The 24,921-nt window shown below is 62.6% G+C and carries 25 protein-coding genes; 7 read left to right on the forward strand and 18 right to left on the reverse strand.

Annotation, left to right across the window (positions count from 1 at the left end; translation table 11 throughout):
- The first annotated feature begins 29 nt into the window (after nt 1-29).
- The 3 genes from C5J22_RS14305 to C5J22_RS14315 all read left to right on the forward strand — a co-directional run bounded on the left by C5J22_RS14305 (nt 30) and on the right by C5J22_RS14315 (nt 2,617).
- The gene (locus tag C5J22_RS14305; RefSeq protein WP_105438744.1) at nt 30-683 is read left to right on the forward strand and encodes a TetR/AcrR family transcriptional regulator; all 654 of its coding nucleotides are present in this window, start codon (nt 30-32) and stop codon (nt 681-683) included.
- A 20-nt stretch (nt 684-703) separates the two neighbouring features.
- Nucleotides 704-1,579, forward strand: coding sequence for an amidohydrolase (locus C5J22_RS14310; RefSeq protein ID WP_205837182.1), 876 nt, complete (start codon nt 704-706; stop codon nt 1,577-1,579).
- A gap of 81 nt (nt 1,580-1,660) precedes the next feature.
- A complete protein-coding gene (locus tag C5J22_RS14315; RefSeq protein ID WP_245440380.1) occupies nt 1,661-2,617 on the forward strand; it encodes a tripartite tricarboxylate transporter substrate binding protein in 957 nt (318 codons plus the stop codon).
- 30 nt (nt 2,618-2,647) lie between these two features.
- Here the strand turns inward: C5J22_RS14315 and C5J22_RS14320 are convergent, their stop codons facing one another.
- The 9 genes from C5J22_RS14320 to C5J22_RS14360 all read right to left on the reverse strand — a co-directional run bounded on the left by C5J22_RS14320 (nt 2,648) and on the right by C5J22_RS14360 (nt 12,591).
- Entirely contained in the window at nt 2,648-3,454 is an 807-nt protein-coding gene (locus C5J22_RS14320) for a crotonase/enoyl-CoA hydratase family protein (protein WP_105438746.1), read from the reverse strand.
- Complete coding sequence (locus C5J22_RS14325) at nt 3,454-4,311, reverse strand: hydroxymethylglutaryl-CoA lyase (protein WP_105438747.1); 858 nt, start codon at nt 4,309-4,311, stop codon at nt 3,454-3,456. Before C5J22_RS14325 ends, C5J22_RS14320 begins: the two co-directional genes overlap by 1 nt.
- Complete coding sequence (locus C5J22_RS14330) at nt 4,304-6,310, reverse strand: acetyl/propionyl/methylcrotonyl-CoA carboxylase subunit alpha (protein ID WP_105438748.1); 2,007 nt, start codon at nt 6,308-6,310, stop codon at nt 4,304-4,306. Before C5J22_RS14330 ends, C5J22_RS14325 begins: the two co-directional genes overlap by 8 nt.
- A gap of 193 nt (nt 6,311-6,503) precedes the next feature.
- Nucleotides 6,504-8,111, reverse strand: coding sequence for a carboxyl transferase domain-containing protein (locus tag C5J22_RS14335; RefSeq protein WP_105438749.1), 1,608 nt, complete (start codon nt 8,109-8,111; stop codon nt 6,504-6,506).
- Nucleotides 8,111-9,259 carry an isovaleryl-CoA dehydrogenase gene (locus C5J22_RS14340; RefSeq protein ID WP_305778783.1) on the reverse strand — a complete coding sequence of 383 codons (1,149 nt, stop codon included), beginning with the start codon at nt 9,257-9,259 and terminating at the stop codon, nt 8,111-8,113. The genes C5J22_RS14335 and C5J22_RS14340 overlap by 1 nt, the downstream gene beginning before the upstream one ends.
- A gap of 157 nt (nt 9,260-9,416) precedes the next feature.
- Nucleotides 9,417-9,779 carry a hypothetical protein gene (locus C5J22_RS14345; RefSeq protein ID WP_105402374.1) on the reverse strand — a complete coding sequence of 121 codons (363 nt, stop codon included), beginning with the start codon at nt 9,777-9,779 and terminating at the stop codon, nt 9,417-9,419.
- Nucleotides 9,780-9,871: 92 nt separating this feature from the next.
- Nucleotides 9,872-10,732 carry an NlpC/P60 family protein gene (locus C5J22_RS14350; RefSeq protein WP_105438751.1) on the reverse strand — a complete coding sequence of 287 codons (861 nt, stop codon included), beginning with the start codon at nt 10,730-10,732 and terminating at the stop codon, nt 9,872-9,874.
- Between the two features lie 36 nt (nt 10,733-10,768).
- Nucleotides 10,769-11,110 (reverse strand): helix-turn-helix domain-containing protein, encoded by a 342-nt coding sequence (locus C5J22_RS14355; RefSeq protein WP_037079769.1) that lies wholly within the window; start codon nt 11,108-11,110, stop codon nt 10,769-10,771.
- A gap of 86 nt (nt 11,111-11,196) precedes the next feature.
- Nucleotides 11,197-12,591: a M17 family metallopeptidase gene (locus tag C5J22_RS14360; RefSeq protein ID WP_105438752.1), complete on the reverse strand. Its 1,395-nt coding sequence runs from the start codon at nt 12,589-12,591 to the stop codon at nt 11,197-11,199.
- Between the two features lie 139 nt (nt 12,592-12,730).
- Here C5J22_RS14360 and C5J22_RS14365 point away from each other — a divergent pair, with 139 nt between their 5' ends.
- On the forward strand, nt 12,731-13,564 hold the full coding sequence (locus C5J22_RS14365) for a tetratricopeptide repeat protein (RefSeq protein ID WP_105438753.1): 834 nt from the start codon (nt 12,731-12,733) through the stop codon (nt 13,562-13,564).
- Between the two features lie 311 nt (nt 13,565-13,875).
- Here the strand turns inward: C5J22_RS14365 and C5J22_RS14370 are convergent, their stop codons facing one another.
- The 9 genes from C5J22_RS14370 to C5J22_RS14410 all read right to left on the reverse strand — a co-directional run bounded on the left by C5J22_RS14370 (nt 13,876) and on the right by C5J22_RS14410 (nt 22,765).
- Entirely contained in the window at nt 13,876-14,850 is a 975-nt protein-coding gene (locus C5J22_RS14370; RefSeq protein WP_105438754.1) for a type II secretion system F family protein, read from the reverse strand.
- A 12-nt stretch (nt 14,851-14,862) separates the two neighbouring features.
- Nucleotides 14,863-15,876: a type II secretion system F family protein gene (locus C5J22_RS14375; RefSeq protein ID WP_105402369.1), complete on the reverse strand. Its 1,014-nt coding sequence runs from the start codon at nt 15,874-15,876 to the stop codon at nt 14,863-14,865.
- Nucleotides 15,877-15,889: 13 nt separating this feature from the next.
- Nucleotides 15,890-17,380: a CpaF family protein gene (locus C5J22_RS14380; RefSeq protein WP_105438755.1), complete on the reverse strand. Its 1,491-nt coding sequence runs from the start codon at nt 17,378-17,380 to the stop codon at nt 15,890-15,892.
- A 15-nt stretch (nt 17,381-17,395) separates the two neighbouring features.
- Nucleotides 17,396-18,691 carry a CpaE family protein gene (locus C5J22_RS14385; RefSeq protein WP_105438756.1) on the reverse strand — a complete coding sequence of 432 codons (1,296 nt, stop codon included), beginning with the start codon at nt 18,689-18,691 and terminating at the stop codon, nt 17,396-17,398.
- A gap of 21 nt (nt 18,692-18,712) precedes the next feature.
- A complete protein-coding gene (locus tag C5J22_RS14390) occupies nt 18,713-19,393 on the reverse strand; it encodes a CpaD family pilus assembly protein (RefSeq protein WP_105438885.1) in 681 nt (226 codons plus the stop codon).
- A gap of 51 nt (nt 19,394-19,444) precedes the next feature.
- Complete coding sequence (locus C5J22_RS14395) at nt 19,445-20,986, reverse strand: type II and III secretion system protein family protein (RefSeq protein WP_105438757.1); 1,542 nt, start codon at nt 20,984-20,986, stop codon at nt 19,445-19,447.
- 13 nt (nt 20,987-20,999) lie between these two features.
- Nucleotides 21,000-21,812 carry a Flp pilus assembly protein CpaB gene (gene cpaB / locus C5J22_RS14400; RefSeq protein ID WP_105438886.1) on the reverse strand — a complete coding sequence of 271 codons (813 nt, stop codon included), beginning with the start codon at nt 21,810-21,812 and terminating at the stop codon, nt 21,000-21,002.
- Between the two features lie 113 nt (nt 21,813-21,925).
- Nucleotides 21,926-22,438 carry a prepilin peptidase gene (locus C5J22_RS14405; RefSeq protein ID WP_105438887.1) on the reverse strand — a complete coding sequence of 171 codons (513 nt, stop codon included), beginning with the start codon at nt 22,436-22,438 and terminating at the stop codon, nt 21,926-21,928.
- A 138-nt stretch (nt 22,439-22,576) separates the two neighbouring features.
- Nucleotides 22,577-22,765, reverse strand: coding sequence for a Flp family type IVb pilin (locus tag C5J22_RS14410; protein WP_105438758.1), 189 nt, complete (start codon nt 22,763-22,765; stop codon nt 22,577-22,579).
- 402 nt (nt 22,766-23,167) lie between these two features.
- Here C5J22_RS14410 and C5J22_RS14415 point away from each other — a divergent pair, with 402 nt between their 5' ends.
- The 3 genes from C5J22_RS14415 to C5J22_RS14425 all read left to right on the forward strand — a co-directional run bounded on the left by C5J22_RS14415 (nt 23,168) and on the right by C5J22_RS14425 (nt 24,910).
- A complete protein-coding gene (locus C5J22_RS14415; RefSeq protein WP_245440381.1) occupies nt 23,168-23,578 on the forward strand; it encodes a pilus assembly protein N-terminal domain-containing protein in 411 nt (136 codons plus the stop codon).
- Between the two features lie 100 nt (nt 23,579-23,678).
- Nucleotides 23,679-24,317: a TadE/TadG family type IV pilus assembly protein gene (locus tag C5J22_RS14420; RefSeq protein ID WP_105438759.1), complete on the forward strand. Its 639-nt coding sequence runs from the start codon at nt 23,679-23,681 to the stop codon at nt 24,315-24,317.
- Entirely contained in the window at nt 24,317-24,910 is a 594-nt protein-coding gene (locus C5J22_RS14425) for a TadE/TadG family type IV pilus assembly protein (RefSeq protein ID WP_105438760.1), read from the forward strand. Before C5J22_RS14420 ends, C5J22_RS14425 begins: the two co-directional genes overlap by 1 nt.
- Nucleotides 24,911-24,921: the final 11 nt, after the last annotated feature.

Genomic DNA, 24,921 nt, shown 5'->3' on the forward strand with positions numbered 1-24,921 from the left:
TTGGGCGTACAGTTGATAATGGATGCTCGATGCGACCGAACCTGAGGGAAGCCTTGCTCAGAAACGCCGTCACCCTGTTTTCCCGCAGCGGCTACAATGCCGTCTCGCTGCGGGACATCGCCAAGGCGTCCGGAGCCAATGTCGGCAGCCTGACCTATCATTTCGGCTCGAAGGCGAAATTGCTTCGGGAGGTTTACGAGCGCCACACGGTGCCGATGAACGCCCGCCGCCGCGAGCTGCTGGGCGAGGCCCTGCGGATCAGCGATGCGGATCAGCGGCTGATGGCGATCCTGCGCGCCTATGTCGTGCCGGCCTTCGTCTCCTCCTCGGAGGGAGATGGCGGCGGTGCCGAATTCACCCGCATGCGGGCGGTCCTGTCTGCAGAGGGAAATCCAGATGCGCAGGCGATCATCGCAGACGCGTTCGACGAGACCAGCCGGGCCTTTATCAAGGCTCTCGCCGACTGCGTGCCGGGTGCGCCATTGGAGGGGCTTGTCTGGCGCAGCCAGTTCCTGCTCGGCTCCCTCTATTACGCCCTCATCAATCCCGACCGCGTCACCCGTCTTTCGGGTGGAACGGTCGACGGAAACGACCGGGAAGCCGCCGTCGATCAACTCGTCGAAGCAAGTTATGCGAGCTTTCGAAGCCTCAGCGTCGGAACCAGGCAATCCGCAGCAATCTGAAATACGCATGGGAGGAGAAATTGAACGAACATCGCCAGGAGAGCGGTCACGGGACGCCAACCGCGCGGCGGAAACCGAACTTCATACTGCCTGTAAATAGCTGCGACGCGCATTGTCATGTGTTCGGCCCGGGCGCCGTGTTCCCCTATGCCCCCAGCCGCAGTTATACGCCGGACGACGCACCGAAAGAGGCGCTGGCAAAACTCCATGACCGGCTTGGCATCGACCGTGCGGTCATCGTCCAGGCGAGCTGCCACGGGACCGACAACCGCGCCATGCTCGACGCGATCGCCTGGCGGCCGGATCGTTACCGCGGCGTCGCCATCGTCGACGACAGCTTTGACGACCGCGCCTACCAGACGCTCGACGATGGCGGCGTGTGCGGCGTGCGGTTCAATTTCGTCCGCCACCTTGGCGGTGCGCCGGATATGGACGTCTTCAACCGGGCGATCGACCGTATCAAGGGCCGAGGCTGGCATGTGGTGCTGCATCTCGACGCCGCCGACATCATGCCGCTTTCCGACATGATCGCCCGACTGCCGGTGCCCTTCGTCATCGACCACATGGGCCGCGTCGACACCAGCCTGGGCACCGAACAGCCGGCGTTCCAGACGCTGCTGGAACTGGTGCGGCGGGAAAACTGCTGGATCAAGGTCTGCGGGTCGGAGCGGATTTCCCGCTTTCCGTTCGATACGGCCGTGCCTTTTGCGAAGGCGCTGCTGGCGGCAAGCCCCGACCGGTGCCTCTGGGGCACGGACTTTCCGCATCCGAACCTCAAGGAGCCGGTCGACGAGGCCGACCTCGTGGATCTCGTGCCGAAGTTCGCGCTGACGGAAGAGGACCGGCAGCGGCTGCTGGTCGACAATCCCGCACGTTTATACGGTTTCGCCGCCTGAGCGGCCTTAGAGGAGGAGGAGAGAATGGATTACAAAATTACGGGGAGATCGGCAGGCCGGTTCCGACAGCCAGCGCGATGGATGAGATCTCTGGCTGTCGCCCTGACCCTGATGCTGCCGGCCGGCGCCATGGCGCAGGACGCCTATCCGTCGAGGGACATCACGCTGGTTCTGCCGTTCGGGCCCGGTGGGATTGCCGACATTACGGCACGCCTGGTTGCCGAGTCGCTCGGCAAGAAACTCGGCAAACAGATCGTCATCATGAACCAGCCGGGTGCCGGCGGCTCCGTTGCTGCCCGGGCGGCGCTGAACGCGCCGGCAGACGGCTACACGCTCGCTCTGCTTTCGAACGGCACCGCGATCAGCGTTCCGCTCTTCAAGAACCTGCAATTCGATCCGGTCACCGATTTCGTGCCGGTATCGAGCCTTGCCTATTTCGATTTCGTGTTCGTCACCAAATCGGACGGCAAGTTCAAAACCCTCAAGGATGTGCTGGAAGCCGCGAAGGCCAAGCCGGGCGCGCTCAATGTCGGGACGATCAACGTCGGCAGCAGCCAGAATCTTGCGGCTGAGCTCTTCAAGTCGACATCCGGGATCGATTTCACGATCGTCCCCTACAAGGCCACGCCGGATCTTCAGGTCGCCTTGCTCGGCGGCGAACTCGACGTGATCGTCGACAGCCAGACGGCGCTGAAAGCTGCCCTGCAGCAGAACCAGGCGACCGCTATCGCCTCATCCGGCCCGGCGCGCTCCAGCCTCTCGCCGAACGTCCCGACCGCCGCGGAAGAAGGCGTCAAGGGATTCGACGTGACCTCCTGGAACGCCATCTTCGCGCCGAAGGGCACGCCGCCGGAAGCGGTGAAGAAGCTGAACGCCACGCTGGTCGAAGTCCTGGCCGACCCTGCCCTCAAGAAACGGTTCGCGGATCTCGGCGTCGAAGCCCGATCCAGCACGCCGGAGGAAATCGGCAACCGCCTGAAGGCCGACATCCAGAAATGGTCGGACGTGATCCAGAAGGCGGGTATCCCCAAGCAATAACGCTCGATTGGTCCCGGAGCCGATCCGGGACTAATCCCCGCCTGACTTGGGCGCCGCCCAGGGCATCGGCCGCCGATTGAGGAACGCCTCGATGCCGGCACGGCCTTCGGTGCTTTCCCAACGGTCGGCAAGCAAGCCGGTGCTGTAGCCGACCGGATCTTCGATCGCCTGGCGGGCGAGATTTTGCACAAGGCCCTTGGCGCTGGCGACGGCGCCGGGAGCGCAATCGAGGAAAGCCGAGACCTCCTCTTCCACCGCCGCAGCGAGTTCGTCGGCGGTGCGAACGATTGAAACGAGACCGATCTCGCGGGCCGTGGCCGCATCGAAACGGCGGGCGTTGAGGAACAACCGGCGAGCATTGCCTTCACCGATCCGGCGCACGACGTAGGGTCCGATCGTGGCGGGGATCAGGCCGAGCCGCGTTTCGGTGAGCGCAAACCAGGCGCTGTCAGCCGCGACCACGATGTCGCAGACGGCCATCAGGCCGATACCGCCACCGAAGGCATTGCCCTGCACCCGGGCGATCAGCGGTTTCGGCAGGTCGTCGAGCGCCTTCAGCATGAGAGCAAGTTCTGTCGCCCCCTCGATCTTGCCGGCACGATCCCTCGCCGCCTGGTCGCGCATCCATTGCAGATCGCCTCCGGCGCAGAATGTGGAGCCGGCGGATGCGAGAACCACGACGCGCACCGCATCGTCGGCTGCGAGCTTGCCGGCCGCGTCGGCCAGGTCGGCGATCATCCGTGCGTTCATGGCATTGTGCTTCTCGGGCCGAGCGAGCGTCAGTGTCACCACCCCGCGGAGATCCCGTTCCAGCGTCAGCGTGTCGTAAGCGCCCATCAGCGTACTCCCCTCAGGCTGCGGGCAAAAGCCTCTGCCTCGGTCAGTCGGTCGCGGTCGATGCGGGTTTCGAACCCCAGCGCATGCAGATGATCGACCGTCTTGCCGGTCGCGACATTGCCCTCGGCGCCGGGCGCATAAGGGCACCCGCCGAGCCCGCCGGCCGCAGCGTCGAAAACGCGCAGACCTTTTTCGAGCGAGACGGTGATGTTGTCCAGCGCCCGGCCGTTGGTGTCGTGAAAATGCCCGGCGAGATGTGCCGCCGGCAGGTGCTTCAAGACCGCATCAAGCATGGCTGCGACCCGATCCGGCGTGCCTGTGCCGATCGTATCGGCCAACGCCACCTCGCTGCAACCCAGCGCATGAAGCTCCGTTGCCACCCGCGCCACTTGCGCCGGCGGCGTCGGACCATCGAAGGGACAATCGACGGCGCAGGAGACATAGGCGCGGACCGGGATGCCGTCGCGGCGGGCACTGTCGATCAGCGGCGCGAACCGCTGAAAACTCTCGGCGATGCTGCAATTGATGTTGCGGTGGCTGAAGCCTTCGGAGGCCGAGGCGAAGACGGCGACTTCATCCGCTTTGGCCGAGACGGCCGCCGCATATCCCCGCACGTTCGGTGTCAGCACTGTGTACAGCGTCCCCGGACGGCGGGTAATGCCGGCCATGACCTCGGCGGCGTCGGCCATTTGCGGCACCCAGTCGGCGCGCACGAAGCTCGTCACCTCGATTTTTTCAAAACCGCAGGCCGAAAGCAGGTCGACCAGCCGGATCTTATCGGCGGTGGAAATGAGCCCCTTCTCGTTCTGGAGCCCGTCGCGCGGCCCCATTTCGTGGATACGGACGAAATCAGCCATCCTTCGGCTCCCCAGCTTCGGGCTCCGGCTCAAGGATCAGCAGCACTGCGCCTTCGATCACCTGTTCGCCCTGCGACACCAGGACATCGGCAAGCGTCCCGTCGCGCGGGGCGGCAAGCGTCAATTCCATCTTCATGGCTTCCATCACGACAAGGGCCTCGCCCTTTGTGACCGAGGCTCCCGGCGTGGCACGAAGGAGTTTGACGAGGCCCGGCATGGGCGCGACGATGCGATCGCTGCCGGCGGCAATCTCATCCTCGCCGGCAAGGGGATCGATAAGGCCGAAGTGCCAGCTTTCGCCATCGCCGAAGATCGTCACGTCACGTTCGCCGGAGACCAGATGGACCCGATGTTTCCGGCCGGCGGCCTCCAGAAGACAAGCCTCGGCGCCCAGGCGAGAGAGACGGAAATCGACCGGCTTGCCATCGACGATGGCCGCATAGACACCCTCTCCGATCGATCCGAACGACACCGGCACGTGCTGGCCGCGGTAGTCCAATTCGACGAAATCGGCAGCTTCGGCCCATAACCGGAATCCGGATAAGCGGTCCCAGGGATCGCTGCCGTGCTTCGGTTCGAGGGCACCGGAAAGTTTCAAAGCGGCCAAGGCCATGGCCTCGCGAGACGGGGACTGACCGATCGTCAATTCCGCCAGATGCCTGTCGATCAGGCCGGTATCGGGCAAGCCCTCGACGAAATCCGGCTGGATCGTTAGCCGGCGAAGAAATGCAGCGTTGGTGGTCACGCCGGTGGCGCGAACTTCGGCAAGGGCGGCCGACAGCAGCGAGAGCGCTGTCTGGCGATCCGGCCCGCGGGTAATGATTTTGGCGATCATCGGATCGTAGAAAGGCGAGATGCGGTCACCGGCGCGAACGCCGCTGTCCACCCGCGCCAATTCCTCCGGCAGGTCGAGATGGGCAAGCCTGCCGGTGGCGGGCAGAAAACCCCGCTCGGCATCCTCCGCATAAAGCCGCGCCTCGAAGGCCCAGCCGCTGATGAAAAGTTCGTCCTGCAGGCGCGGAAGAGGCTCGCCGGACGCGACGCGAAGCTGCCATTCGACGAGATCGACGCCGGTGATCGCCTCGGTCACCGGATGCTCCACCTGCAGCCGGGTGTTCATCTCCATGAACCAGAAACGGTCGGCCTTCAGCCCGTCGGAGGCGTCGGCGATGAACTCGATCGTGCCGGCACCGGAATAGGAGATTGCCAGCGCCGCCTTGACAGCCGCCTCGCCCATGGCGTGGCGCATCTCCTCCGGCATGCCGGGGGCCGGTGCTTCCTCGATGACTTTCTGGTGGCGGCGCTGCAGCGAGCAGTCGCGTTCGAAGAGGTGTACGACATTGCCGTGGTCGTCGCCAAAAACCTGGATTTCGATATGGCGTGGATGGGCGATGTATTTCTCGATCAGGCAGGCGGGATCGCCGAAGGCGGCCAGAGCCTCCCGCTGCGCCGAGGCGAGTGCTTCCCTGAAGTCGTCCGCGCTTTCGACCCGCCGCATGCCCTTGCCGCCACCCCCGGCGCGCGCTTTGATCAGCACCGGGAAGCCGATGCGCTCCGCTTCCCTGGAGAGGAAGTCGGGATCCTGTTCGGCACCGTGATAACCCGGGACGACCGGCACGCCCGCCTTTTCCATCAGCGCCTTGGCGGCGTCCTTGAGGCCCATGGCGCGAATGGCATCGGACGATGGGCCAATGAACCGGATGCCGGCGGATGTCACCGCATCGGCGAAATCCGGGTTCTCCGAGAGGAAGCCGTAACCGGGATGGATGGCGTCGGCGCCGGTGCGCAACGCCGCCTGGATGATCGTCTCGCCGCGCAAATAACTTTCGGCGGCGGGGGACGGGCCGATATGCACAGCCTCACCGGCAAGCGACACATGCAGCGCGTCACGGTCGGCGTCGGAATAAACGGCGACGGTCGCGACACCCAGGCGGTGGCAGGTGCGGATGATGCGGCAGGCGATCTCGCCGCGATTGGCGATGAGGACTTTTCTCAGCATGGGGCAGCCCCGAGATACCAGGACGAGTAAACCCCTCCCCAACCCCTCCCCACAAGGGGGAGGGGCTTACCCCGCCGCACCGGTGGTGGATTTGAAGCGAGGCCGTGCCGCGAGTCTTCTCCCCCCTTGTGGGGGAGATGGCCGGCAGGCCAGAGGGGGTCTTTGGATGTGCTCTGCTGCATCAAGCCAACCCTCACATCCGGAACACGCCGAAGCGTGTATCCTCGATCGGAGCATTGAGGGCGGCGGAGAGGCTCAGGCCCAGGATCTGACGGGTCTTGGCCGGGTGGATGATGCCGTCGTCCCAGAGGCGGGCGGAGGCATAAAGCGGATGGCTCTGCTCCTCGAACTGGTCGAGCACCGGCTGTTTGAAGGCCGCTTCCTCGTCCGCGCCCCAGGTCTTGCCGCCGCGCTCGATCGCCTCGCGCCGGACAGTGGCCAGTACGCCGGCGGCTTGCGGGCCGCCCATCACCGAAATCCGGCTGTTCGGCCAGGTCCAGAGGAAACGCGGCGAATAGGCGCGGCCGGCCATGCCGTAATTGCCGGCGCCGAAGGAACCGCCAAGCAGGATCGTGACCTTCGGCACGGACGTGGTCGCAACTGCGGTCACCAGCTTGGCGCCGTGCTTGGCGATGCCCTCCGCTTCATATCTGCGGCCGACCATGAAGCCGGTGATGTTCTGCAGGAAGACAAGCGGGATTTTTCGCTGCGAGCAGAGTTCGATGAAATGCGCGCCCTTCTGGGCGCTTTCGGAAAACAGCACGCCATTGTTGGCGATGACGCCGACAGGCATGCCGAAGACATGCGCGAAGCCGCAGACCAGCGTCATGCCGAAACGCGCCTTGAACTCGTCGAACCGCGAGCCGTCGACCACGCGGGCGATGACTTCACGGATGTCGTAGGGCGTGCTGAGGGAGGACGGGACGATCGAGGCGATCTCTTCGGGATCGTAGAGCGGTTCCTCGGACGTTGCCAGCGCGACAGTGTCGGGCTTGCGGGTGTTGAGGCCGGCGACGGCGCGGCGGACCAGCGCGAGCGCATGGGCGTCGTCGCGGGCGAGATGATCGGCGACGCCGGACAGCCTTGTGTGGACATCGCCGCCGCCGAGATCTTCGGCCGAGACTTCCTCGCCCGTAGCAGCCTTCACTAGCGGCGGGCCGGCGAGGAAGATCGTGCCCTGGTCCTTGACGATGATCGCCTCGTCGGACATCGCCGGTACATAAGCGCCGCCGGCGGTGCAGGAACCCATGACGGCCGCGATCTGGGCGATGCCCTTCGCCGACATTCGGGCCTGGTTGAAGAAGATGCGGCCGAAGTGATCACGGTCGGGAAATACCTCGTCCTGGTTCGGCAGGTTGGCGCCGCCGGAATCGACCAGATAGACGCAAGGGAGACGGTTCTCCTCGGCGATCTCCTGGGCGCGGAGGTGTTTCTTGACGGTTATCGGGTAATAGGTGCCGCCCTTCACCGTGGCATCGTTGGCGACGATCATGACCTCGCGACCTTCGACCCGGCCGATGCCGGTAACGATGCCGGCCGACGGGCTCGCCCCGCCGTAAAGCCCGTGCGCGGCGGTGGCTCCGATTTCGAGAAAGGGCGAACCGTGATCCAGCAGACGCGCAATGCGTTCGCGGGGAAGCAGTTTACCGCGCTTCACATGCCGCGCCCGCGCTTCCTCGCCACCGCCGGCTTCGGCGAGCGCTACCGCCGCCTCGACCTCGGCAAGCTTTGCCTGCATCGCAGCGCGGTTCGCTTCGGCGGCTTCGCTCCTCAGGTTGACCGCAGACCGGATGACAGCCATCAGGCGGTTTCCTTGAAGAGCTCGCGGCCGATCAGCATACGGCGGATTTCGGACGTGCCGGCACCAATCTCCATCAGCTTGGCGTCGCGCAGCAGCCGGCCGGTCGGATTGTCGTTGATATAACCGTTGCCGCCGAGGATCTGGATTGCCTGCAGGGCCTGCTGGGTCGCCTGCTCGGAGGCATAGAGGCAGCAGGCGGCGGCATCCTGGCGCGTCACGGCGCCGCGATCGCAGGCAGCGGCGACGGCATAGACATAGGCGCGGGTGGAATTCATCGCCGTGTACATGTCGGCGACCTTGGCCTGGATCAGCTGGAATTCGCCGATCGGCTGGCCGAACTGCTTTCGCTCGTGGACATACGGCATCACCACATCGAGGCAGGCATGCATGATGCCGATGCCGATGGCCGAAAGCACAACGCGCTCGTAGTCGAGCCCCGACATCAGCACGCGCACGCCGCCACCCTCGGCGCCCATGACGTTTTCGGCCGGCACCTCGCAATCCTCGAACACCAGCTCACAGGTGTTGGAACCGCGCATGCCGAGCTTGTCGAGCTTCTGGGCGGTCGTGAACCCTTTGAAATCCTTTTCGACGAGGAAGGCGGTGATGCCTTTGGAGGCGGCGGCCGGATCGGTCTTGGCATAGACCACCAGAACATCGGCATCCGGACCGTTGGTGATCCACATCTTGGTTCCGTTCAAGACATAGCGATCGCCGTGCTTTTCGGCGCGGAGCTTCATCGAGACGACGTCGGAACCGGCGCCGGGTTCCGACATGGCAAGCGCGCCGACATGCTCTCCCGAGCAGAGTTTCGGCAGGTAACGCGCCTTCTGGTCGGAATTGCCGTTGCGGTTGATCTGGTTGACGCAGAGGTTGGAATGGGCGCCGTAGCTGAGCGACGTGGAGGCCGAGGCACGAGCCAGTTCCTCGACGGCCACGACGTGGGCCAGATAACCGAGCCCCGAGCCGCCGAAATCCGGGTCGGCGGTGATGCCGAGCAGGCCGAGCGCGCCGAGTTCAGGCCAGAGGTCGCGGGCAAATTCGTTGCTGCGGTCGATTTCGTCGGCGCGAGGCTTGAGTTTTTCCTGCGCGAAACGGTGGACCGTCTCACGAACAGCGTCGACCTCCTCGCCGAGCGCAAAATTCATGCTTGCGTGGAACACCCTGCATCCTCCCGGTGTACCAAGTTCAGTATGTGAGAAAGTAGTGGGGCAGCGGCGGCGGGTCGTCAATGGGCCAAGAGCGCCCATGCCCGACATCGCAAGATACGGTCTTCCGCTGCGCCGCCTTTGAACAAAGATTGCCTTATTCGGGAAGATGGTGCGGATGGAGACCGGGGACCCACTGAGTGTTGGGCATGCGCGTGCCGGTATAGGTTACGCCGCTCGGCGTCTTGCAGCGATAGATCCGGGTCGGCATCACGTCGCCATAGAGAATGTCGAAACTGCCACGGCTGCGATAGACGTTCTCGATATCGCTGGTGCATTCATAGGCCTGTTTCTTCGCGTGTTCCTCCTCCGGCACGACGCCGGGCAGGTTACGGAAGTAGGTCTGCACATCCTTCGGGAAGGCCCGGGGCTCGGCCGCGAATACCTCAGCCGGAACCACCGCGGCGACAAGCAGCGCCACGAGCATCACGACCGGCAGTATCCATGCACCTTTGAGCATCAATCGACTCCTCATCCACGTAAACGGCGGATGATTCACAGATATGGACGGCAGGAGGTCCAATCCATGGGCCGGGGACCACGTTTGCGTGATCATCGGCGGTTATCCAGGCGGCGATAGCCGCTGGGCTGCTGGTAAAGCCAGCCGATCCGCTGAACGGCCGCCTCGAAATTCTCGCGGGCGACGCTCATCGTGTGGCCGTTGGCGTGGAGAAGCGTCTCGGCATTCTCCATGATGCCGACATGACCTTTCCATAAAACGAGGTCGCCGCGGCGAAGTTCCCCTTGGCCGATCTCTTTGCCCATCGACGCCTGCATATCGGAGTCGCGCGGGGCAAATTGGCCGGTCATCATCAGGGCCAGCTGCACGAGCGATGAGCAATCAAGACCGAAACCGGAACGGCCACCCCAGAGATAGGGCGTCTCGATGAATTTTTCGGCGACGGCGACGTAGTCGTCACCCAAGGTCTCGGCGATGGGGAGGCAATGGCGGGCGATCACCGCTTCGCCGCTCGCCAAGACGAAATAACGCGTGCCGCGGGTTTCCGCCTCGCCGACGACGGTGACGCGGCTGCCCATGGACAGAGCGCCGACCGGCGGCTTGCGGAGCTCCGGTTCCGGGTACAGGAAGGTGCGGGGCACGGCGATGCGGTGGGTGGGTTCGTCCAGGCTTCCGAGCATCGCCTCCGGCAGGTAGCCGACATAACCGTCCTGATCGGCCTGCACCCAGGCGAAACCATCGGCGCGGTCGAAAACGCGGACAGTTTCGCCCCACAAAAGTTCGGTATCGATGCCTCGGGCAAGGTCCGGTGCCGGGCGAAGCTGGGCCACCGGCACGGTGATGCGTGCCGGTTCGCCGCGGACGAACTGGCCTGCCTCGACGCTGCCTTTCAGCGTCTCGTCCGCGAGGTCGGGCCGGAAGGCATGCAGGCGTCTGTCGAGCAGCTTGGTCATCTCAAAATTTCCTCCGGGCGCTTCGCGGCAAACCCTTCACTGGCGGCCCTCCCGGATGATCAGGTCGCCCAGCTTTTCCAGATAGAGCGCACCCGCCACCGTGCGCTTGATCACCACGTTGCGGCGGTCCCGCTCGTCGCGCTGGCGGTCCACCAGGCCCATTTCGCCCATCGTGTCGAGCGCGCGGGTGATGACCGGCTTGGTAACGCCAAGCGTCGCCGCCAGCCCACGCACCGTATGCGGCGGCGGCACGAGGTAAATATGCAGCAGAATGGACATCTGGCGCAATGTCAGATCGCGGCCGTCGTGGCGCACCTGCTCCAGCGATACCCGGTGCCAGAGGCCCAGCGCTTCCGTGGCGGTCAGTTCAACCGGCATCACCACCTCGGTTCAAAAATCCGGCCTCGCTTCACAATCCGACGGATTTTAGGCCGAAGTTCTTACCGGTTTGTTTCGGAGCCGGTTTATTTCGCTGCCATGTCGCGGATCGTGCGGTAGAGCGCGCGGATCGCAAACGCCTCGCCGCCGACCGGTGCCTGTGGCTTTTCGGCCGCCATCCAGCCGTAGATATCGAAATGCACCCAGCTCCTGGTGGCGGTGACGAAGCGCTTGAGGAAAAGTGCCGCGGTGATCGCGCCAGCCATCCCGCCCGAGGGCGAATTGGTGATATCGGCGGCGCGGGAGCGGATGTCCTTGTCGTAGCCCATCCAGAGCGGCAGGCGCCACATCGGATCGGCTTCGGTGCGTCCCGCGTCCATCAGCTTGCCGGCAAGCGCTTCGTCGTCGGTGAAATAGGGCGCAAGCTCGGTGCCCAGCGCGACGCGGGCGGCTCCTGTCAGCGTCGACATGTCGACCATCAGGTCCGGCGGGTTTTCGTCCGCATAGGCAAGCGCGTCGGCAAGGACCAGCCGGCCTTCCGCATCGGTATTGTCGATCTGCACGGTGATGCCCTTGCGGCTCCTGTAGATATCGCCGGGGCGGAAGGCATTGCCGGAAATGGAGTTCTCGACCGCCGGCACCAGAACCTGCAGGTCGACCTTGAGACCGGCATCCATGATCATCAGGGCAAGTCCCATGACGTTCGCGGCACCGCCCATGTCCTTCTTCATCAGCGCCATGTTGGCAGCGCCCTTGATGTCGAGGCCGCCGGTATCGAAGCAGACGCCCTTGCCGACAAGGGTGACCCGCGGATGGCCCTTCTCTCCCCAGCGCATTTCGAGCAGGCGCGGGGGCGAGACACTGGCGCGGCCGACCGTGTGAACGAGCGGGAAATTCCGGGCGAGCAGGTCCTCACCGACGATCGAGGTGACGGTTGCGCCGTAGTGTTCGCCAAGCGCCCGGAAGGCCGCTTCCAGCTCGATCGGCCCCATCTCGTTGGTCGGAATATTGATGAGGTCACGGGCCAGGAAAACGCCAGCCAGCTGGCGCTCGACATCGGCGGCATCGGCCGTGCCCGGGATCGCAAGCCGCACATCCTTCGGCTTGTCTGATTTGTAGCGGCTGAAACCGTAGGTGCCGAGGCCGTAACCGAGAGCAAGATGTGCATCGCCAAGCGCCGAGGTCTCGACATGCCAGTCACCCGCCGGCAAGAGCTTCGAGAGTTTTCCGGTAACGAACGGCGCCTCGGCAGGATCGCTGCCAAGGCCGAACAGGGCGCTGCCCACCTCACGCCCGGCCGTTGGCAACAGAAGCACTGCCCCTGCTTCCGCCTTGAAGCCCGCCGACTTCGCCCAGGCGAGTGCCGCCGAATCGAGCTTTCCAGCCTCCAGGTCAGAGGGGGTCACGGCATGGACCGGCCTGGTCGCCGCCCCTTTCGCGCTGAAGGGAGAGGGGCGTTCGATATACTGATAAGGAGTCATGGGGAGCCTTCGGAAGCTGCTGGAATCGCTCGTCTTAACGATCTGTTAGGGTTAACAGTTTATTGCTTGAGTGGAAATGCGCCATATGCCCGCTCCCTATTCGGAAGGCGTGGCACCGGACCGAACGAGACCGCACCCCATGACCGCTTCCGCAGCCGTGACGCTTCGCAAGACCCGCCTCGCCCAGACCGCCGCCCTCGCTATTCTCGCCGTTCTCTCGGTCACCGGCTGCGCGACGAAGCGGGATGTAGAAACGACGGGCTCGATCCCGAGGGCCTCGGCCACCTCCATGGACGGCATGAACGCGAACGATCTCGCCAGCACCGAGAAGTCTGTCGGTACGAGCTATGCCCGCGATCCCAAGAACAAGCAGATCGGGCTGCAATACGCGACAGTGCTCGGCATGACGGGCAAGAATGGGCAGGCGCTTGCCGTGATGCAGCAAGTGGCTATCGCCCACCCGGCCGATCGGGACGTGCTGGCGGCCTATGGCAAGGCGCAGGCCGGTGCCGGCCAGCTCGAACAGGCGCTCGCGACCATCAACCGCGCCCAGACCCCCGATCATCCGGACTGGCGGCTCTATTCGGCCGAAGGCGCCGTGCTCGACCAGCTCGGTCGCTCGGCGGAGGCCCGCCAGAAATACCGCATGGCGCTCGAGACCCAGCCGAACGAGCCGAGCGTGATGTCCAATCTGGGAATGTCCTACGTGCTTTCCGGCGACCTGAAGACGGCGGAAACCTACATGCGCAATGCCGCCGGTCAGCCCGCCGCCGACAGCCGCGTCCGCCAGAACCTGGCGCTGGTGGTCGGCCTGCAGGGCCGTTTCGCGGAAGCCGAACAGATCGCCCGCCGGGAACTCTCGCAGCAGCAGGCCGACGCCAACGTCACCTACCTGCGTTCGATGTTATCCCAGCAGAATGCCTGGGCAAAGCTCGCCGACAAGGACGGCAAGAGCAAGCCCAAGACGAATTGACCAGGCTACCATTATCCCACCAAAAAACCGGCCTTGCGCCGGTTTTCCTGTTTTCGGGATGGTCCTCCATCGGTACGCCTTCAGATGAGGCGCGAAATCACCGTGATGATTCCGCCGATCAGGACGAGGTTCACGCAGAGTCTTGCCAGCATCGGGTATCCTCCAAAATCACGTGAGCGCTCCGATCCGCGTTCGTTGACGGACGGGACTTTCGCTCGATGGGGGGATATTGATCGATCGCCGCTGAATGCGGTCTGAAGCTGGAATTCAGGTGCCGTTCACCGTCGCCTCGGCGCTTGCTGCCGACGTCATCAAAACTTGTCGGCGACCTGGATACCGGCGGGGCCGAGGATGACGGCGATCAGCACCGGCAGGAAGAACAGGATCATCGGCACGGTCAGCTTCGGCGGCAGGGCCGCGGCCTTCTTTTCCGCCTCGTTCATCCGCTCGTCGCGGCCTTCCTGGGCAAGCACACGCAGCGCCGAGGCAATCGGCGTACCGTAGCGTTCCGCCTGGATCAGCGCCTGTGTAACCGCCTTGACGATATCGAGCTGGGTGCGGATGCCGAGATTTTCGAGCGCGGTGCGGCGGTCCTGCAGGAAGGAGAGTTCGGCCGTCGTCAGCACCATTTCCTCGGCCAGAGGCGGCGACGCCTGCGCCATCTCCTCGGCCACGCGGCGCATCGCCGCCTCCATGGAAATCCCCGATTCGACGCAGATCAGCATCAGGTCGAGCGCATCGGGCCAGGCCCGCTTGATGGAAAGCTGGCGTTTCTTCACCCGGTTGGAAATGTAGATGTTCGGTGCATAAAAACCGATATAGGCGATGACGATCGCCGCCAGCATCCGGATCGGGAACGGCCGGGTGGCGAGGTTGCCGAGCACGAAAATCCAGACGATGGCGCCTGCGAGAAAAACGAAGGGCAGCAGGAAACGGGCCAGCAGGAACATGTTGAGGGCGTTCTGCGACCTCAGGCCGGCGGCACGAAGCCTGTTGACGGTGTTGTCGTCCACCAGCGCCTTGCGCAGATTGAAGCGCTCGACGATCTGCCGGACCGACTGATTGTTCTGTGCGCGCAGCGACGTCTTCGACTGTTCGGAATTCATGCGGGCGCGTTCGCGGGCGCGGATCTGTTCGCGCTCGGTGGAGACCGCCTTCATGCGCTTGTCGAGGTCTCCCTTTTCGAGGAACGGGCTCGCCAGCGTGTAGAGGGTCGCGAAAACCGCCACGGCCACCAGGATGGCGAGCAGTGTGGTCGGGTCGGTGAGCGTCGTTGCCAGTCCCATCGCTCAATCCCCTCAGATGTCGAAGTTGATCATGTTGCGCATGACGAAAATGCCGATCGACATCCAGACGCCGGAAAATAAAAGGATCAGGTGCCCGCGCGGATCGGTGAAGATGATCGAGATGTACTGAGGCGAGGTGAGATAGACGAGCAGCGAGACGATGAAGGGCAAAGCGCCGATGATCACCGCCGAAGCCTTGGCTTCCATCGACAACGCCTGCACCTTGGCCTTCATCTTCCTGCGCTCGCGCAGCACCTTGGAAAGATTGCCGATCGCTTCGGAAAGATTGCCGCCGGCCTGGCCCTGGATGGTGATGACGATCGCGAAGAAATTCACTTCCGGCAGCGGCATGGTCATCATCATGCGCGTGCAGGCTTCCGGAATGCTCAAGCCCACTTGCTGGGATTCGATCACGCGGCGGAATTCCGTCTTCACCGGTTCCTGGCCGTCGGAAGCGATCAGCCGCATTGAATCGTTGAGCGGCAGGCCGGATTTGATCGATCGCACCATGACGTCGAGCGCATTCGGAAATTCATCGAGAAACTTCTTCTGGCGACGCTTGACCAGGAAACCGATGATCCAGCGCGGCAGCCCGACCGAACTGACGAAGGCGGCACCGACGGCGCCGAGCAGCGGCAGGCCGGCGATCAGGGCCACGAGGAAAACGAAGACGCCGAAAAGGACGCTGAACATATAGAAGCGGCCCATCGTCAGGGACAGGCCGGTCTGGGGCAGCTTGGCCTTCAAGCTGCCGTCGGCCATCTTCTTGTTCTTCTCTTCCTGCTTCTTCTCCAGGTCCTTGATCGAATCCTGCATGGACTTGCGGCGCTTGGAAAGCTCCTGCACGCGGTCGCGCGCGGCCTTGACCTTGTTGAGATCGGTTTCTGCCGATTTCACCCGGTTGAGCCGGCTGTCGGCCTTCTTTTCCACTTCCATGCGGGAGAACAACAGCGCGTAACAGACCGCCGCCGCGGCGACCGCCACGAGGGCGATGATCGCCACGACATTGATATCCAGCCCGAACATGGAACCCTGCTCCTCAGCTCTTGGTTTTTTCCATCGCGTCAAGCGCGGCAGAAAGGCGCTTTTCCTCGTTGTAATAACGGGCGCGATCCCAGAAATGCGGCTTAACGATACCGGTCGACATATGCTTGCCGATCAGGCGGCCATTGGCGTCCTCGCCGTCGATCTCGTAACGCATCAGGTCCTGGGTGATGATCACGTCGCCTTCCATGCCCATCACCTCGGTGATCTGGGTGATGCGGCGTGAACCGTCGCGCAGGCGGGCCGCCTGAATGATGACGTCGATCGAACCGCTGATGATCTCGCGCACGGTCTTGGCCGGCAGCGAATAGCCGCCCATGGCAATCATCGATTCCATACGGCTCAGGCATTCGCGCGGCGTGTTGGCGTGGATCGTGCCCATCGATCCGTCGTGGCCGGTGTTCATCGCCTGTAGCAAGTCGAAGACTTCAGGTCCGCGCACTTCGCCGACGATGATGCGCTCAGGCCGCATGCGCAGGCAGTTCTTGACGAGGTCGCGCATGGTAATCTCGCCCTCGCCCTCGATGTTCGGCGGGCGGGTTTCGAGCCGGACCACATGCGGCTGCTGCAGCTGCAGTTCGGCGGTGTCCTCGCAGGTGATGACCCGCTCTTCCTTGTCGATATAGTTGGTCAGGCAGTTCAGCAGCGTCGTCTTGCCCGAACCGGTACCGCCGGAAATGACGATGTTGCAGCGGACGCGGCCGATGACCTGCAGAAGCACGGCGCCTTCCGGGGTGATCGCGCCGAACCTGACGAGCTGGTCGAGGTTCAGCTTGTCCTTCTTGAACTTACGAATGGTGAGCGCCGGTCCGTCAATGGCGAGTGGCGGCGCGATGACGTTGACACGCGATCCATCCGGCAGGCGCGCGTCGCAGATCGGCGAAGATTCGTCGACGCGGCGGCCGACCTGGCTGACGATGCGCTGGCAGATCGACAGGAGCTGGGAATTGTCGCGGAAGCGGATTTCGGATCCGATCGTCTTGCCGGCGACTTCGATGAAGGTCTGCCCGGCGCCGTTGACCATGATGTCGGAGATGTCGTCGCGGGCGAGCAGCGGCTCCAGCGGACCGTAACCCAGAACGTCGTTGCAGATGTCCTCGAGCAGTTCCTCCTGCTCGGAGATCGACATCGCGAAGTTCTTGATGGTGATGATATCGTTGACGATATCGCGGATTTCCTCGCGCGCGCTTTCCGCATCGAGCTTGGCAAGCTGGGAAAGGTCGATCGTATCGATCAGCGCCGAGAAGACCTGGCTTTTGGTGTCGTAATAGAGTTCCGTGCGCGCCGGACGCTTGCGGGCCGTGGATTGCGGCGCAAGTGGCGGCGGCGAAGAGATCTGCTGCCGCTGGGTGACCGGATCGCGCACCGGCTCGGCAAGGATTTCCGGAGCGGCGGGCCGCGCCGCGGCAGGCGCAGGTGCAGCCGGCAGCGGCGGCGCTACGCTGCCGCTCTTCCCAAATCCCTCGTTTCCGCGTTTTCCAAACATACCGGTTTCCTGGTGTTATGCCTTTTTGCGCCCGAGCATGCCGAGCATCTTGCCGAGGCCACCCTTCTTCACCTTCTTCATGGCAACGCGACCCGTGACGATGTGGGCGATCTGGGAGAAGGTTTCGGCGACAGGCGACTTGGCGTCGATTTCGGAGATCATGCGGCCGCTATTGGCAGCATTGCCGAACAACTGCACGTCGAACGGCAGGATGGCGATCGGCTCGATCTCCAATGGTTCGATGAAATCGTTCGGAGCGATCTCCGGACGCTTCGGCATGCCGACCTGGTTGAGGATCAGATGCGGCGCACGGTCGTTCGGGCGAAGCTTCTTCAACGCATCGATCATGTTCTTGGTGTTGCGCAGGTTGGCGAGATCGGGAACCGCGCAGATCACCACTTCGTCGACTTCCGAGAGAACCGCCCGCGTCCATTCCGTCCAGCCATGCGGGACATCCAGGACGGCCATCGGCGCGCTGCGCTGCAGGAGCTCGATGATCGGCGTGAAGGCGTTGCGATCGAAATCATAGGCGCGATCGAGCAGCGAAGGAGCCGCCAGCAGCGAGAGATGCTCGGAGCACTTGGTCAGAAGACGATCGAGGAAGACTTCGTCCAGGCGTTCCGGCGCGAAGACGGCTTCCGCGATGCCCTGGGCCGGATCCTGATCGAAATCGATATTGGCGGTGCCAAAGGGAAGATCGAGATCGGCCAGGATGGTTTCGGTCGAGAACAGGTTCGAAATGCCGAAAGCGCAGTTATGCGCGATGGTCGAGGCACCGACGCCGCCCTTGGCGCCAATGAAGGCGACCGATTTGCCAAGCGGTTCGGCTTCGGGATCCACAAAGATCGCCGAGATCGAAGCCAGCATGTCAGGCATCGGCACGGGGCCGACGAGGTATTCGGAAATGCCGTTGCGGATCAGCTCGCGATAGAGCGAAATGTCGTTGTAGCGGCCGACGACGATGACCCTGGTCGAGGGGTCGCACACTTCCGCAAGCGGCGTAAGCTCATGGAGCAGGTTCTTCGGCTCGGCGTCGGTTTCCAGGATGATGAGGTTCGGGGTCGGGGTGGACGAAAACATGTTGGCGGCAGCACTGGTGCCGCCGATCGTCACACGCAGGTTGACCTTGGCCATGCGGCGATCGCGGGCCATGCGGTCCATCATGCGCTGCATTCCGTCGCTTTCGCAGAAGGAATGGATAGAGATGCGCGGCAGCGGGCGCAGCGCATCGAAATCGCCCGGGCGATCGGCGTCCTCGGCAAACCCTTCACCCTGGCCGGGAGTGCGGATTTCGTAGTTGATCGCGCTCATCGTGTTCTCCGGTTCACTGGCTTACGGCGTCGTCGTGGCGGTGCCGCCGGTGCGGTAGTCGCTGATGACCTTGGCGCGCTGGGTGGCGTCGATCGGCGTTATGGCGCGTGGTGCGATGAGGTCCGTGGGATTGGCGACCTGGGCTGCAAGATTGTTCTGGCTGGCGCAGCCGAAATTGTACCAGTTCTTGTTGCCGAACGTGTTGTCCGACAGGTCTGCCGGCCATTCGCCACACTGGCCGGTCATCGCCTTGGTCGTCACGTAGGAAAGCCGGATCGGCGCGGCATCGCCATTCGGCGAGGCAGCGTAGCTGCTCATCAGGATCCGCTGCGGCTTGATGCCGGAACGCGTCAGCTCGCGGCGGATATCGCCCGCCAGATGCTGGGCTGCACCGGAATTATACGAGCCGGATGGCACCTGGATCTGCATCACGCCGGCCGGCGACGCCATGAAGTTCTGCGCAAATCCTTTGACCGTATCCCGCATCCCGGTCGTCAGGCGGACATCACCCGAGGCGATCGGAATATCGAGGGTCGACTGACCTTCCGCCAACACGATCGGATGACGGGTGCGATAATCGTCGGGGATGGAGCCGGTGGTGAGCTGGCTGTTGCCGCAGGCCGACAGGAGCAGGCCGGATACGGCAAGCGCCAAGGCTGCGGCGACCCCGCTGCGACGGGACCTGGTTATACCCTTGGTCATGGCATCCTGTCCTTCGGCCGGTATTTTCTGGGTTTCAATGTCCATGACCGCTCACTTGTAGATAAAGCCTACGGCGCCGTGATACTGGCCCGCCGCGACGGGTTCCTTACGGCCGTAGATCTTGTTGACGCGGTTCAGGAAGAAGGTCGCTGCATCGTTTTCCGGATTGAAATTGTCGTCCGGCCGGGCGATCTCGTTGCGCGCAACAGGACGGACCAGATAAGGCGTCGCGATGATCACGAGTTCGGTTTCGTTGCGGATAAAGTCCTTGCTGCGGAAGAGCGTCCCGAACACCGGAACCTTGGAAATACCAGGAAGGCCGGACATTGCCTGTCGGACGTTGTCCTGCACCAGGCCGGCTATCACGATGGAGCCGCCGGATGGCAATTCGACCGTGGTCGAAGCCTCGCGCTTGCGGATCGACATGTAGGTATTGCCCGGAACCCGCAGCGAGGCGCCGTTACCCGTCACGGCAGAGCCTTCGTAGGTCGGCTCCGACACGTTGGTCTCGATCACCAGGCTGATGCGCCCGGGGGACAGAACGACAGGCTTGAAGTTCAGTTCGATGCCATAATCAACCGTGTCGACCGTCTGGGTGACAGTACCCGCCTGGCCATCGACTTCCTGCTGGCCAGGCAGGCGGTATTCACCGCCCACATAAAATTTCGCCTGCTGGCCGGAAATGGCGGTCAGGCTGGGTTCGGCAAGCGTGCGCATGACGCCGGCCTGTTCCATGGCGTTCATGTAAGTCGAAAGACCGACATTGCCGATGTTGCCGGACATGATGCCTTGAGCAGCCAGGCCGACGGCATTTCCGAGATTGGCGGGGTTTGCGAAGGAAATCGAGCCTTTAGGACCGGTCACGGAGCCATTGAAACCGAGCTGCTTCAGCACCTGCCGGCTGACTTCCGCAACAGTCACCTTCAGCGTGACCTGGTCCTCACCCTCGATCGTCAGGAGGTTGACGATCTGGGACTGCTGTCGGATTTCGGCGAAGATGTCCGCATCGCCGTTATTGCCCTGAGCCGTGATATTCCGGGTGGTCGCCTCACCACCCTTGAGGAAGGCGGTGGTGAGCTTTTCCGCCTGCGCCGAATCCTGCGGCGTCCGGACGCTGCCGGACAGAACAATGTTGTCCGAGATGATCTCGACCTTGATGTTCGATTCCGGCAGGAACCGGCGAAGGTTCTGCTCGAGACCGGAAATATCGCGCTCGATTGCCACGTCCAGGCTGATGATTTCCTCGCCGTTGGGTCCGAAGACGAAGATGTTGGTCTGGCCGACGGTCTTGCCAAAAAGGTAGATACGGCGGGAGGTGCGCGTCACCGCGTCAGCCATGCTCGGGTCGGCGACCAGAATGTCGTGGGCGTCGGACGGCAGATCGACAACCAGGGCCTTGTTGAGGCCGAGTTGGAGCCGTTTGCGTATGCCAGGGCCGCCTTCGGTGATGCGGACGACGCTGTTTTCGGCCGCAAGGGCTTGCGCCGGCTGAAGGCTGATCGGGGTGATATTCAGCGAAACGCCGGAAAAGGCGAGGCAAAAAGCCATGCCTGCCGCTGCCGAGCTACGAATCTTGAGTTTCAGACTGTTCACTTGAACGCTCCGTTCATTTCGCCTGCTCCGCCGTCGCCGTGCTCTTGACGATCGCCCCCGACTTGATGACCTGGATATCCGCCTTGCCATCCCCCCCATGCAGCAAATAGTCCGGGGCTACCGTGTCGCTTTCCTGCGAGTCGGCGACCGAGCGCAGCGCGAGCGTCAGCCGCTGAGCCATCTGCTGGGCGACGGCGATGACCTTTGTCTGGTCCGGCGTCAGTTCCAGCGTCGCCGTCGTGCCGACGACGGATTTCTTGCCGTCCTCGCTCTCCTGGACCTGCTGGTCGATTGCGAGGACACGAACGTTGCTCAGGATGTTTTCGGTAATGTAATTGCCGTTGTCCTTGTTCTCGCGCACCATGATGACGTCGACACGGTCATTCGGCAGCACGAAGCCGCCGGCGCCCGTCGCAACCGAAATTTCGGTAGCGACTGCCCGTTTTCCGGAGGGGAGCAGCGAGGACATGATGCGGCTGGATGAATCGGCGATCTTCTCGGCGCGCATCGGCTCGCCCTTGAACATCGGCATGCGGACGACGACGCCCTGAAGCTCGGTCATGGCATTCGGGCGCGTGGAATCGGTGATGAACCCGTCGACGATGCCGCTTGAGGGCCAGGACACCCATGCCATCGACTTGTCGTTCAGCCGGCTGCCCACGGGCAGGTTCTCAGCCGTAACGAGCACCTTGACCGTCGGCTCCTTCTGGATGACGGTTTCCACCAGTTCGGGGGCCTTCGTGCCGGAAAGGCGCATGGCGAGCATGCCGGCGAGACCCGCCGCCACCACGGCAACCGCTAGAATAATGATACGGGTGGGCTTCATGGCCATTCCTTGGGGGAACACTAACTTCCCGGAGAATGGCCTCCAATGGTGTAATTATAGTTAATGAGAAGCTTACAATTCTGGTTAACGCGATCTTTCAATCACTGAAACCTCTATTGAAACGCCTTCACGGCCAGGAGATGGATAGGCGCAAGTTCGAGGGTCAGGAAGCCGGCGATCGCGATGGCGATACCGTAGGGAATCTTCTTGGCGTTGACGAGGGATGAGGGGAGCGGGATGCCCATGGCCATGACCGACTCCGCCTGCGAGCGCAGGAGCAGAAAAACAAGCGTCACCGCGCCGCCGACATAACCGACGGTGACGAGGAAAACGAGAAGCGAATGATTGAAGCCGAACCAGACGGCTGTCGCGGTCAGGAGCTTGGCATCGCCGCCGCCCATGACATTGAAGGCAAACAGCGCGAAACACACGCCAAACACGGCGAGACCGGCGACCAGATTCATGCCGATTTCCGGCCAGGTTAGCCCCGCGAGCGGCGCTAGGACCAGAAAGGACACCAGAACAACCGCCGATACCCGGTTCGGGATCGTCATGCTGACGAGATCGGATATGGCGGCAAGCGCCAGGCAAAGCGGCAGGATTGTAAGAATGGCCAGAGTGATCACGATCATTGCTGAATCCGCCGCCATCAGTCAGGATTTGCACGGGCAGAATGCGCGATCCGCAATCCCTGCTAAACTACGAAATAAGACGAAGCCGCCTCGATGGTGATCGAGCCGGCTTCTGAGATTTGTCGCCTGCAATCAGCAGGCGGCGGTGCCGGCGCCGCAGTTAAGCTTCGCGGCGATGTTGGTGAACTGGGTGTTCAGTGCGCCGCCGAGGGTGGTCGCACCGGCGATCAGAGCAACGGAGATGAGTGCTGCGATAAGACCATACTCGATGGCAGTCGCACCAGATTCATCTTTCATAAAACGAGCGAAAATCTTGGTCATGGAACTCTCCTACTCCACATTTGTTGTTCAGCACTTCCCGACAACTGTTTTCCGTTGTTCGGATGACTGAAACCTACAGAGGGACGATTGCCATCGGCTTAAGGAACATCGTTACCGAGCCGTTAACGGAGGATTGCCGGTTGCGTGGTAAACGAAGAGGAAAGAACAAAACTTGCATTCGAGCGACCACCCGCTTCTGCTCATAATCTGCTAATGTGCATTTTTTTACAGAGCCTTAATTTGCATGCAGGAAGTCTGAAATTCGCTTCCATGGGTTGCAATCCCGGTCAATTGCCAGTGGTTAAGACAAGACCAAGAACAGCCTTCTGTGCCACTTAACCCTTCATTCACCAATCGCGGCCATCCTTGCGCAGATAACAATCTCACCTGAAGGCCCCTCCAATGCTGTTCCGTAGCGCCATGGTCCGACTCCTCGCCATTTGCGGTGTCGTCTTCGCGGGCGCGGGGCAGTCTGCGGCGCAGGATCAGGAGGGCCTCCTGCGCGTATTCATGAACCACGCGCGCGTGCTGAAACTCGACAGGCCGGTCAGCAAGGTCATCGTCGGCAACTCGAACGTGGCTGATGCCACCGTTGCGGATTCCACCACGATCGTCCTTACCGGCCGCAGCTTCGGCACGACCAATCTCGTGCTGCTGGACGCCGAGGGCAATGCGATTGCTGACGAACGCGTCCTCGTTTCGATCGATGAAGGAAACACGGTGCGCGTCTTCCGGCAAACCGAACGTTCCATCCTCTCCTGCACACCCAATTGCGAGCAGCACGCCGAGTTCAAGAACACCGCTACGCCCTGATCGGGGACAGGTGGTTAAACTGCGGGCGATCGCTGCAACGGAATCTCAATAATCCCCCCATACGATCGGCACGCTCAAGCCGGGCTGTCGGACGGAAACCATGTGCCAGGATTATGACGATACCAGAAGCAGGGCGCCTATGCCTATAAGAGACAAGGGCGCGTGGCGGCGGATTGCCCGCTCCAAGGACGGCGCTGCCGCAATCGAATTCGCGTTGCTGGCCATTCCCTATTTCCTGATCGTCTTCGCGATCGTCGAAACTTTCATCGCCTATACGGGAGAACAGCTTGTCGCCAATGCCGTCGACACGATGGCGCGCAAGCTCAGGACCGGCAATATCACCTATGGGCTCAATCGCGGCACCGACAAGACCCAAACAGAATTCCGCCGCGCCTTCTGCGACGAAATATCGATCATGATCAAGTGCAGCGAGGAGGAAATCGCGACGCCGGATAAACTTCTGCTCGATGTCCGCTCGTTCGCCAGTTTTGCACTGATTCCGACGACAATTCCGCGTTCGACCTCCGGCAGCGCTTTCGGCGAACTCGATACGTCTTCCTTCGCCTATGCGCCAGGCCCCGCGAAAAGCATCAACATGCTGCGCGCCTATTACCGTTGGGACGTCATCACCGATCTGATCCGGCCTTATATCACCAACGTCCGGCCAGCGGGCGGCGGACGCCCGAGCTATTTCCTGATCGTCGAAACATCCGCCTTCCGAGCCGAGGACTATCCGTGATGGAACAGCAAAAGTCCCAGCCCGATAAGCGATATCCGGGCGTGTTGACCCGCCTCAAGCAGCTGGTGGCTGACCGGCGCGGTGTCGGCGCCGTGGAGTTCGCCCTGATCGCGCCGCTGCTTCTCAGCCTTTATATCACGTCCTTCGAGATCACTATCGGACTCAGCGTCTCCAAACGGGTGACGCATAGCGCAAGTACGATTGCAGATCTTGTGACCCGGGAAACGAGCGTCGACAAGACGATCCTCATGACGATGAAGGATGTGACCGCAAGTCTGTTTGCGCCCTATACGCCCAACACGCTCAGCATCAAAGTCACGGGGGTGACACTCGATGCCACTGGCAATCCGACCGTTGCCTGGTCATGGGACGAAAAAGATGGCAGGCCCTATGCGATCGGCTCCGCGGTCCAGGTACCGGCCGATATGCACATAGCCAATTCCTTCCTTGTCCGGGCGGAGGTCTCAGTTCACCACGAACTCCTGATGTTCATGCCGGGTCTTTTGCCGAGCGAGGTACAGGACCTCACCATTGCGCGGGAGTATTTCTACCGCCAGCGCCTCGGAGACAGTGTCAACTGCACCAATTGCTGAAGCGCATCGGA

Source organism: Neorhizobium sp. T25_13 (assembly GCF_002968675.1).
Taxonomy (GTDB): Bacteria; Pseudomonadota; Alphaproteobacteria; order Rhizobiales; family Rhizobiaceae; genus Neorhizobium; species Neorhizobium tomejilense.

Coding starts and splice junctions, on each gene's coding strand:
- C5J22_RS14305 (WP_105438744.1), top strand. CDS start 30: ATGCGACCGAACCTGAGGGAAGCCTTGCTCAGAAACGCCGTCACCCTG.
- C5J22_RS14315 (WP_245440380.1), top strand. CDS start 1,661: ATGAGATCTCTGGCTGTCGCCCTGACCCTGATGCTGCCGGCCGGCGCC.
- C5J22_RS14320 (WP_105438746.1), bottom strand. CDS start 3,454: ATGGGCGCTTACGACACGCTGACGCTGGAACGGGATCTCCGCGGGGTG.
- C5J22_RS14325 (WP_105438747.1), bottom strand. CDS start 4,311: ATGGCTGATTTCGTCCGTATCCACGAAATGGGGCCGCGCGACGGGCTC.
- C5J22_RS14330 (WP_105438748.1), bottom strand. CDS start 6,310: ATGCTGAGAAAAGTCCTCATCGCCAATCGCGGCGAGATCGCCTGCCGC.
- C5J22_RS14335 (WP_105438749.1), bottom strand. CDS start 8,111: ATGGCTGTCATCCGGTCTGCGGTCAACCTGAGGAGCGAAGCCGCCGAA.
- C5J22_RS14340 (WP_305778783.1), bottom strand. CDS start 9,259: ATGAATTTTGCGCTCGGCGAGGAGGTCGACGCTGTTCGTGAGACGGTC.
- C5J22_RS14345 (WP_105402374.1), bottom strand. CDS start 9,779: ATGCTCAAAGGTGCATGGATACTGCCGGTCGTGATGCTCGTGGCGCTG.
- C5J22_RS14350 (WP_105438751.1), bottom strand. CDS start 10,732: ATGACCAAGCTGCTCGACAGACGCCTGCATGCCTTCCGGCCCGACCTC.
- C5J22_RS14355 (WP_037079769.1), bottom strand. CDS start 11,110: ATGCCGGTTGAACTGACCGCCACGGAAGCGCTGGGCCTCTGGCACCGG.
- C5J22_RS14360 (WP_105438752.1), bottom strand. CDS start 12,591: ATGACTCCTTATCAGTATATCGAACGCCCCTCTCCCTTCAGCGCGAAA.
- C5J22_RS14365 (WP_105438753.1), top strand. CDS start 12,731: ATGACCGCTTCCGCAGCCGTGACGCTTCGCAAGACCCGCCTCGCCCAG.
- C5J22_RS14370 (WP_105438754.1), bottom strand. CDS start 14,850: ATGGGACTGGCAACGACGCTCACCGACCCGACCACACTGCTCGCCATC.
- C5J22_RS14375 (WP_105402369.1), bottom strand. CDS start 15,876: ATGTTCGGGCTGGATATCAATGTCGTGGCGATCATCGCCCTCGTGGCG.
- C5J22_RS14380 (WP_105438755.1), bottom strand. CDS start 17,380: ATGTTTGGAAAACGCGGAAACGAGGGATTTGGGAAGAGCGGCAGCGTA.
- C5J22_RS14385 (WP_105438756.1), bottom strand. CDS start 18,691: ATGAGCGCGATCAACTACGAAATCCGCACTCCCGGCCAGGGTGAAGGG.
- C5J22_RS14390 (WP_105438885.1), bottom strand. CDS start 19,393: ATGACCAAGGGTATAACCAGGTCCCGTCGCAGCGGGGTCGCCGCAGCC.
- cpaB (WP_105438886.1), bottom strand. CDS start 21,812: ATGAAGCCCACCCGTATCATTATTCTAGCGGTTGCCGTGGTGGCGGCG.
- C5J22_RS14410 (WP_105438758.1), bottom strand. CDS start 22,765: ATGACCAAGATTTTCGCTCGTTTTATGAAAGATGAATCTGGTGCGACT.
- C5J22_RS14415 (WP_245440381.1), top strand. CDS start 23,168: ATGCTGTTCCGTAGCGCCATGGTCCGACTCCTCGCCATTTGCGGTGTC.
- C5J22_RS14420 (WP_105438759.1), top strand. CDS start 23,679: ATGTGCCAGGATTATGACGATACCAGAAGCAGGGCGCCTATGCCTATA.
- C5J22_RS14425 (WP_105438760.1), top strand. CDS start 24,317: ATGGAACAGCAAAAGTCCCAGCCCGATAAGCGATATCCGGGCGTGTTG.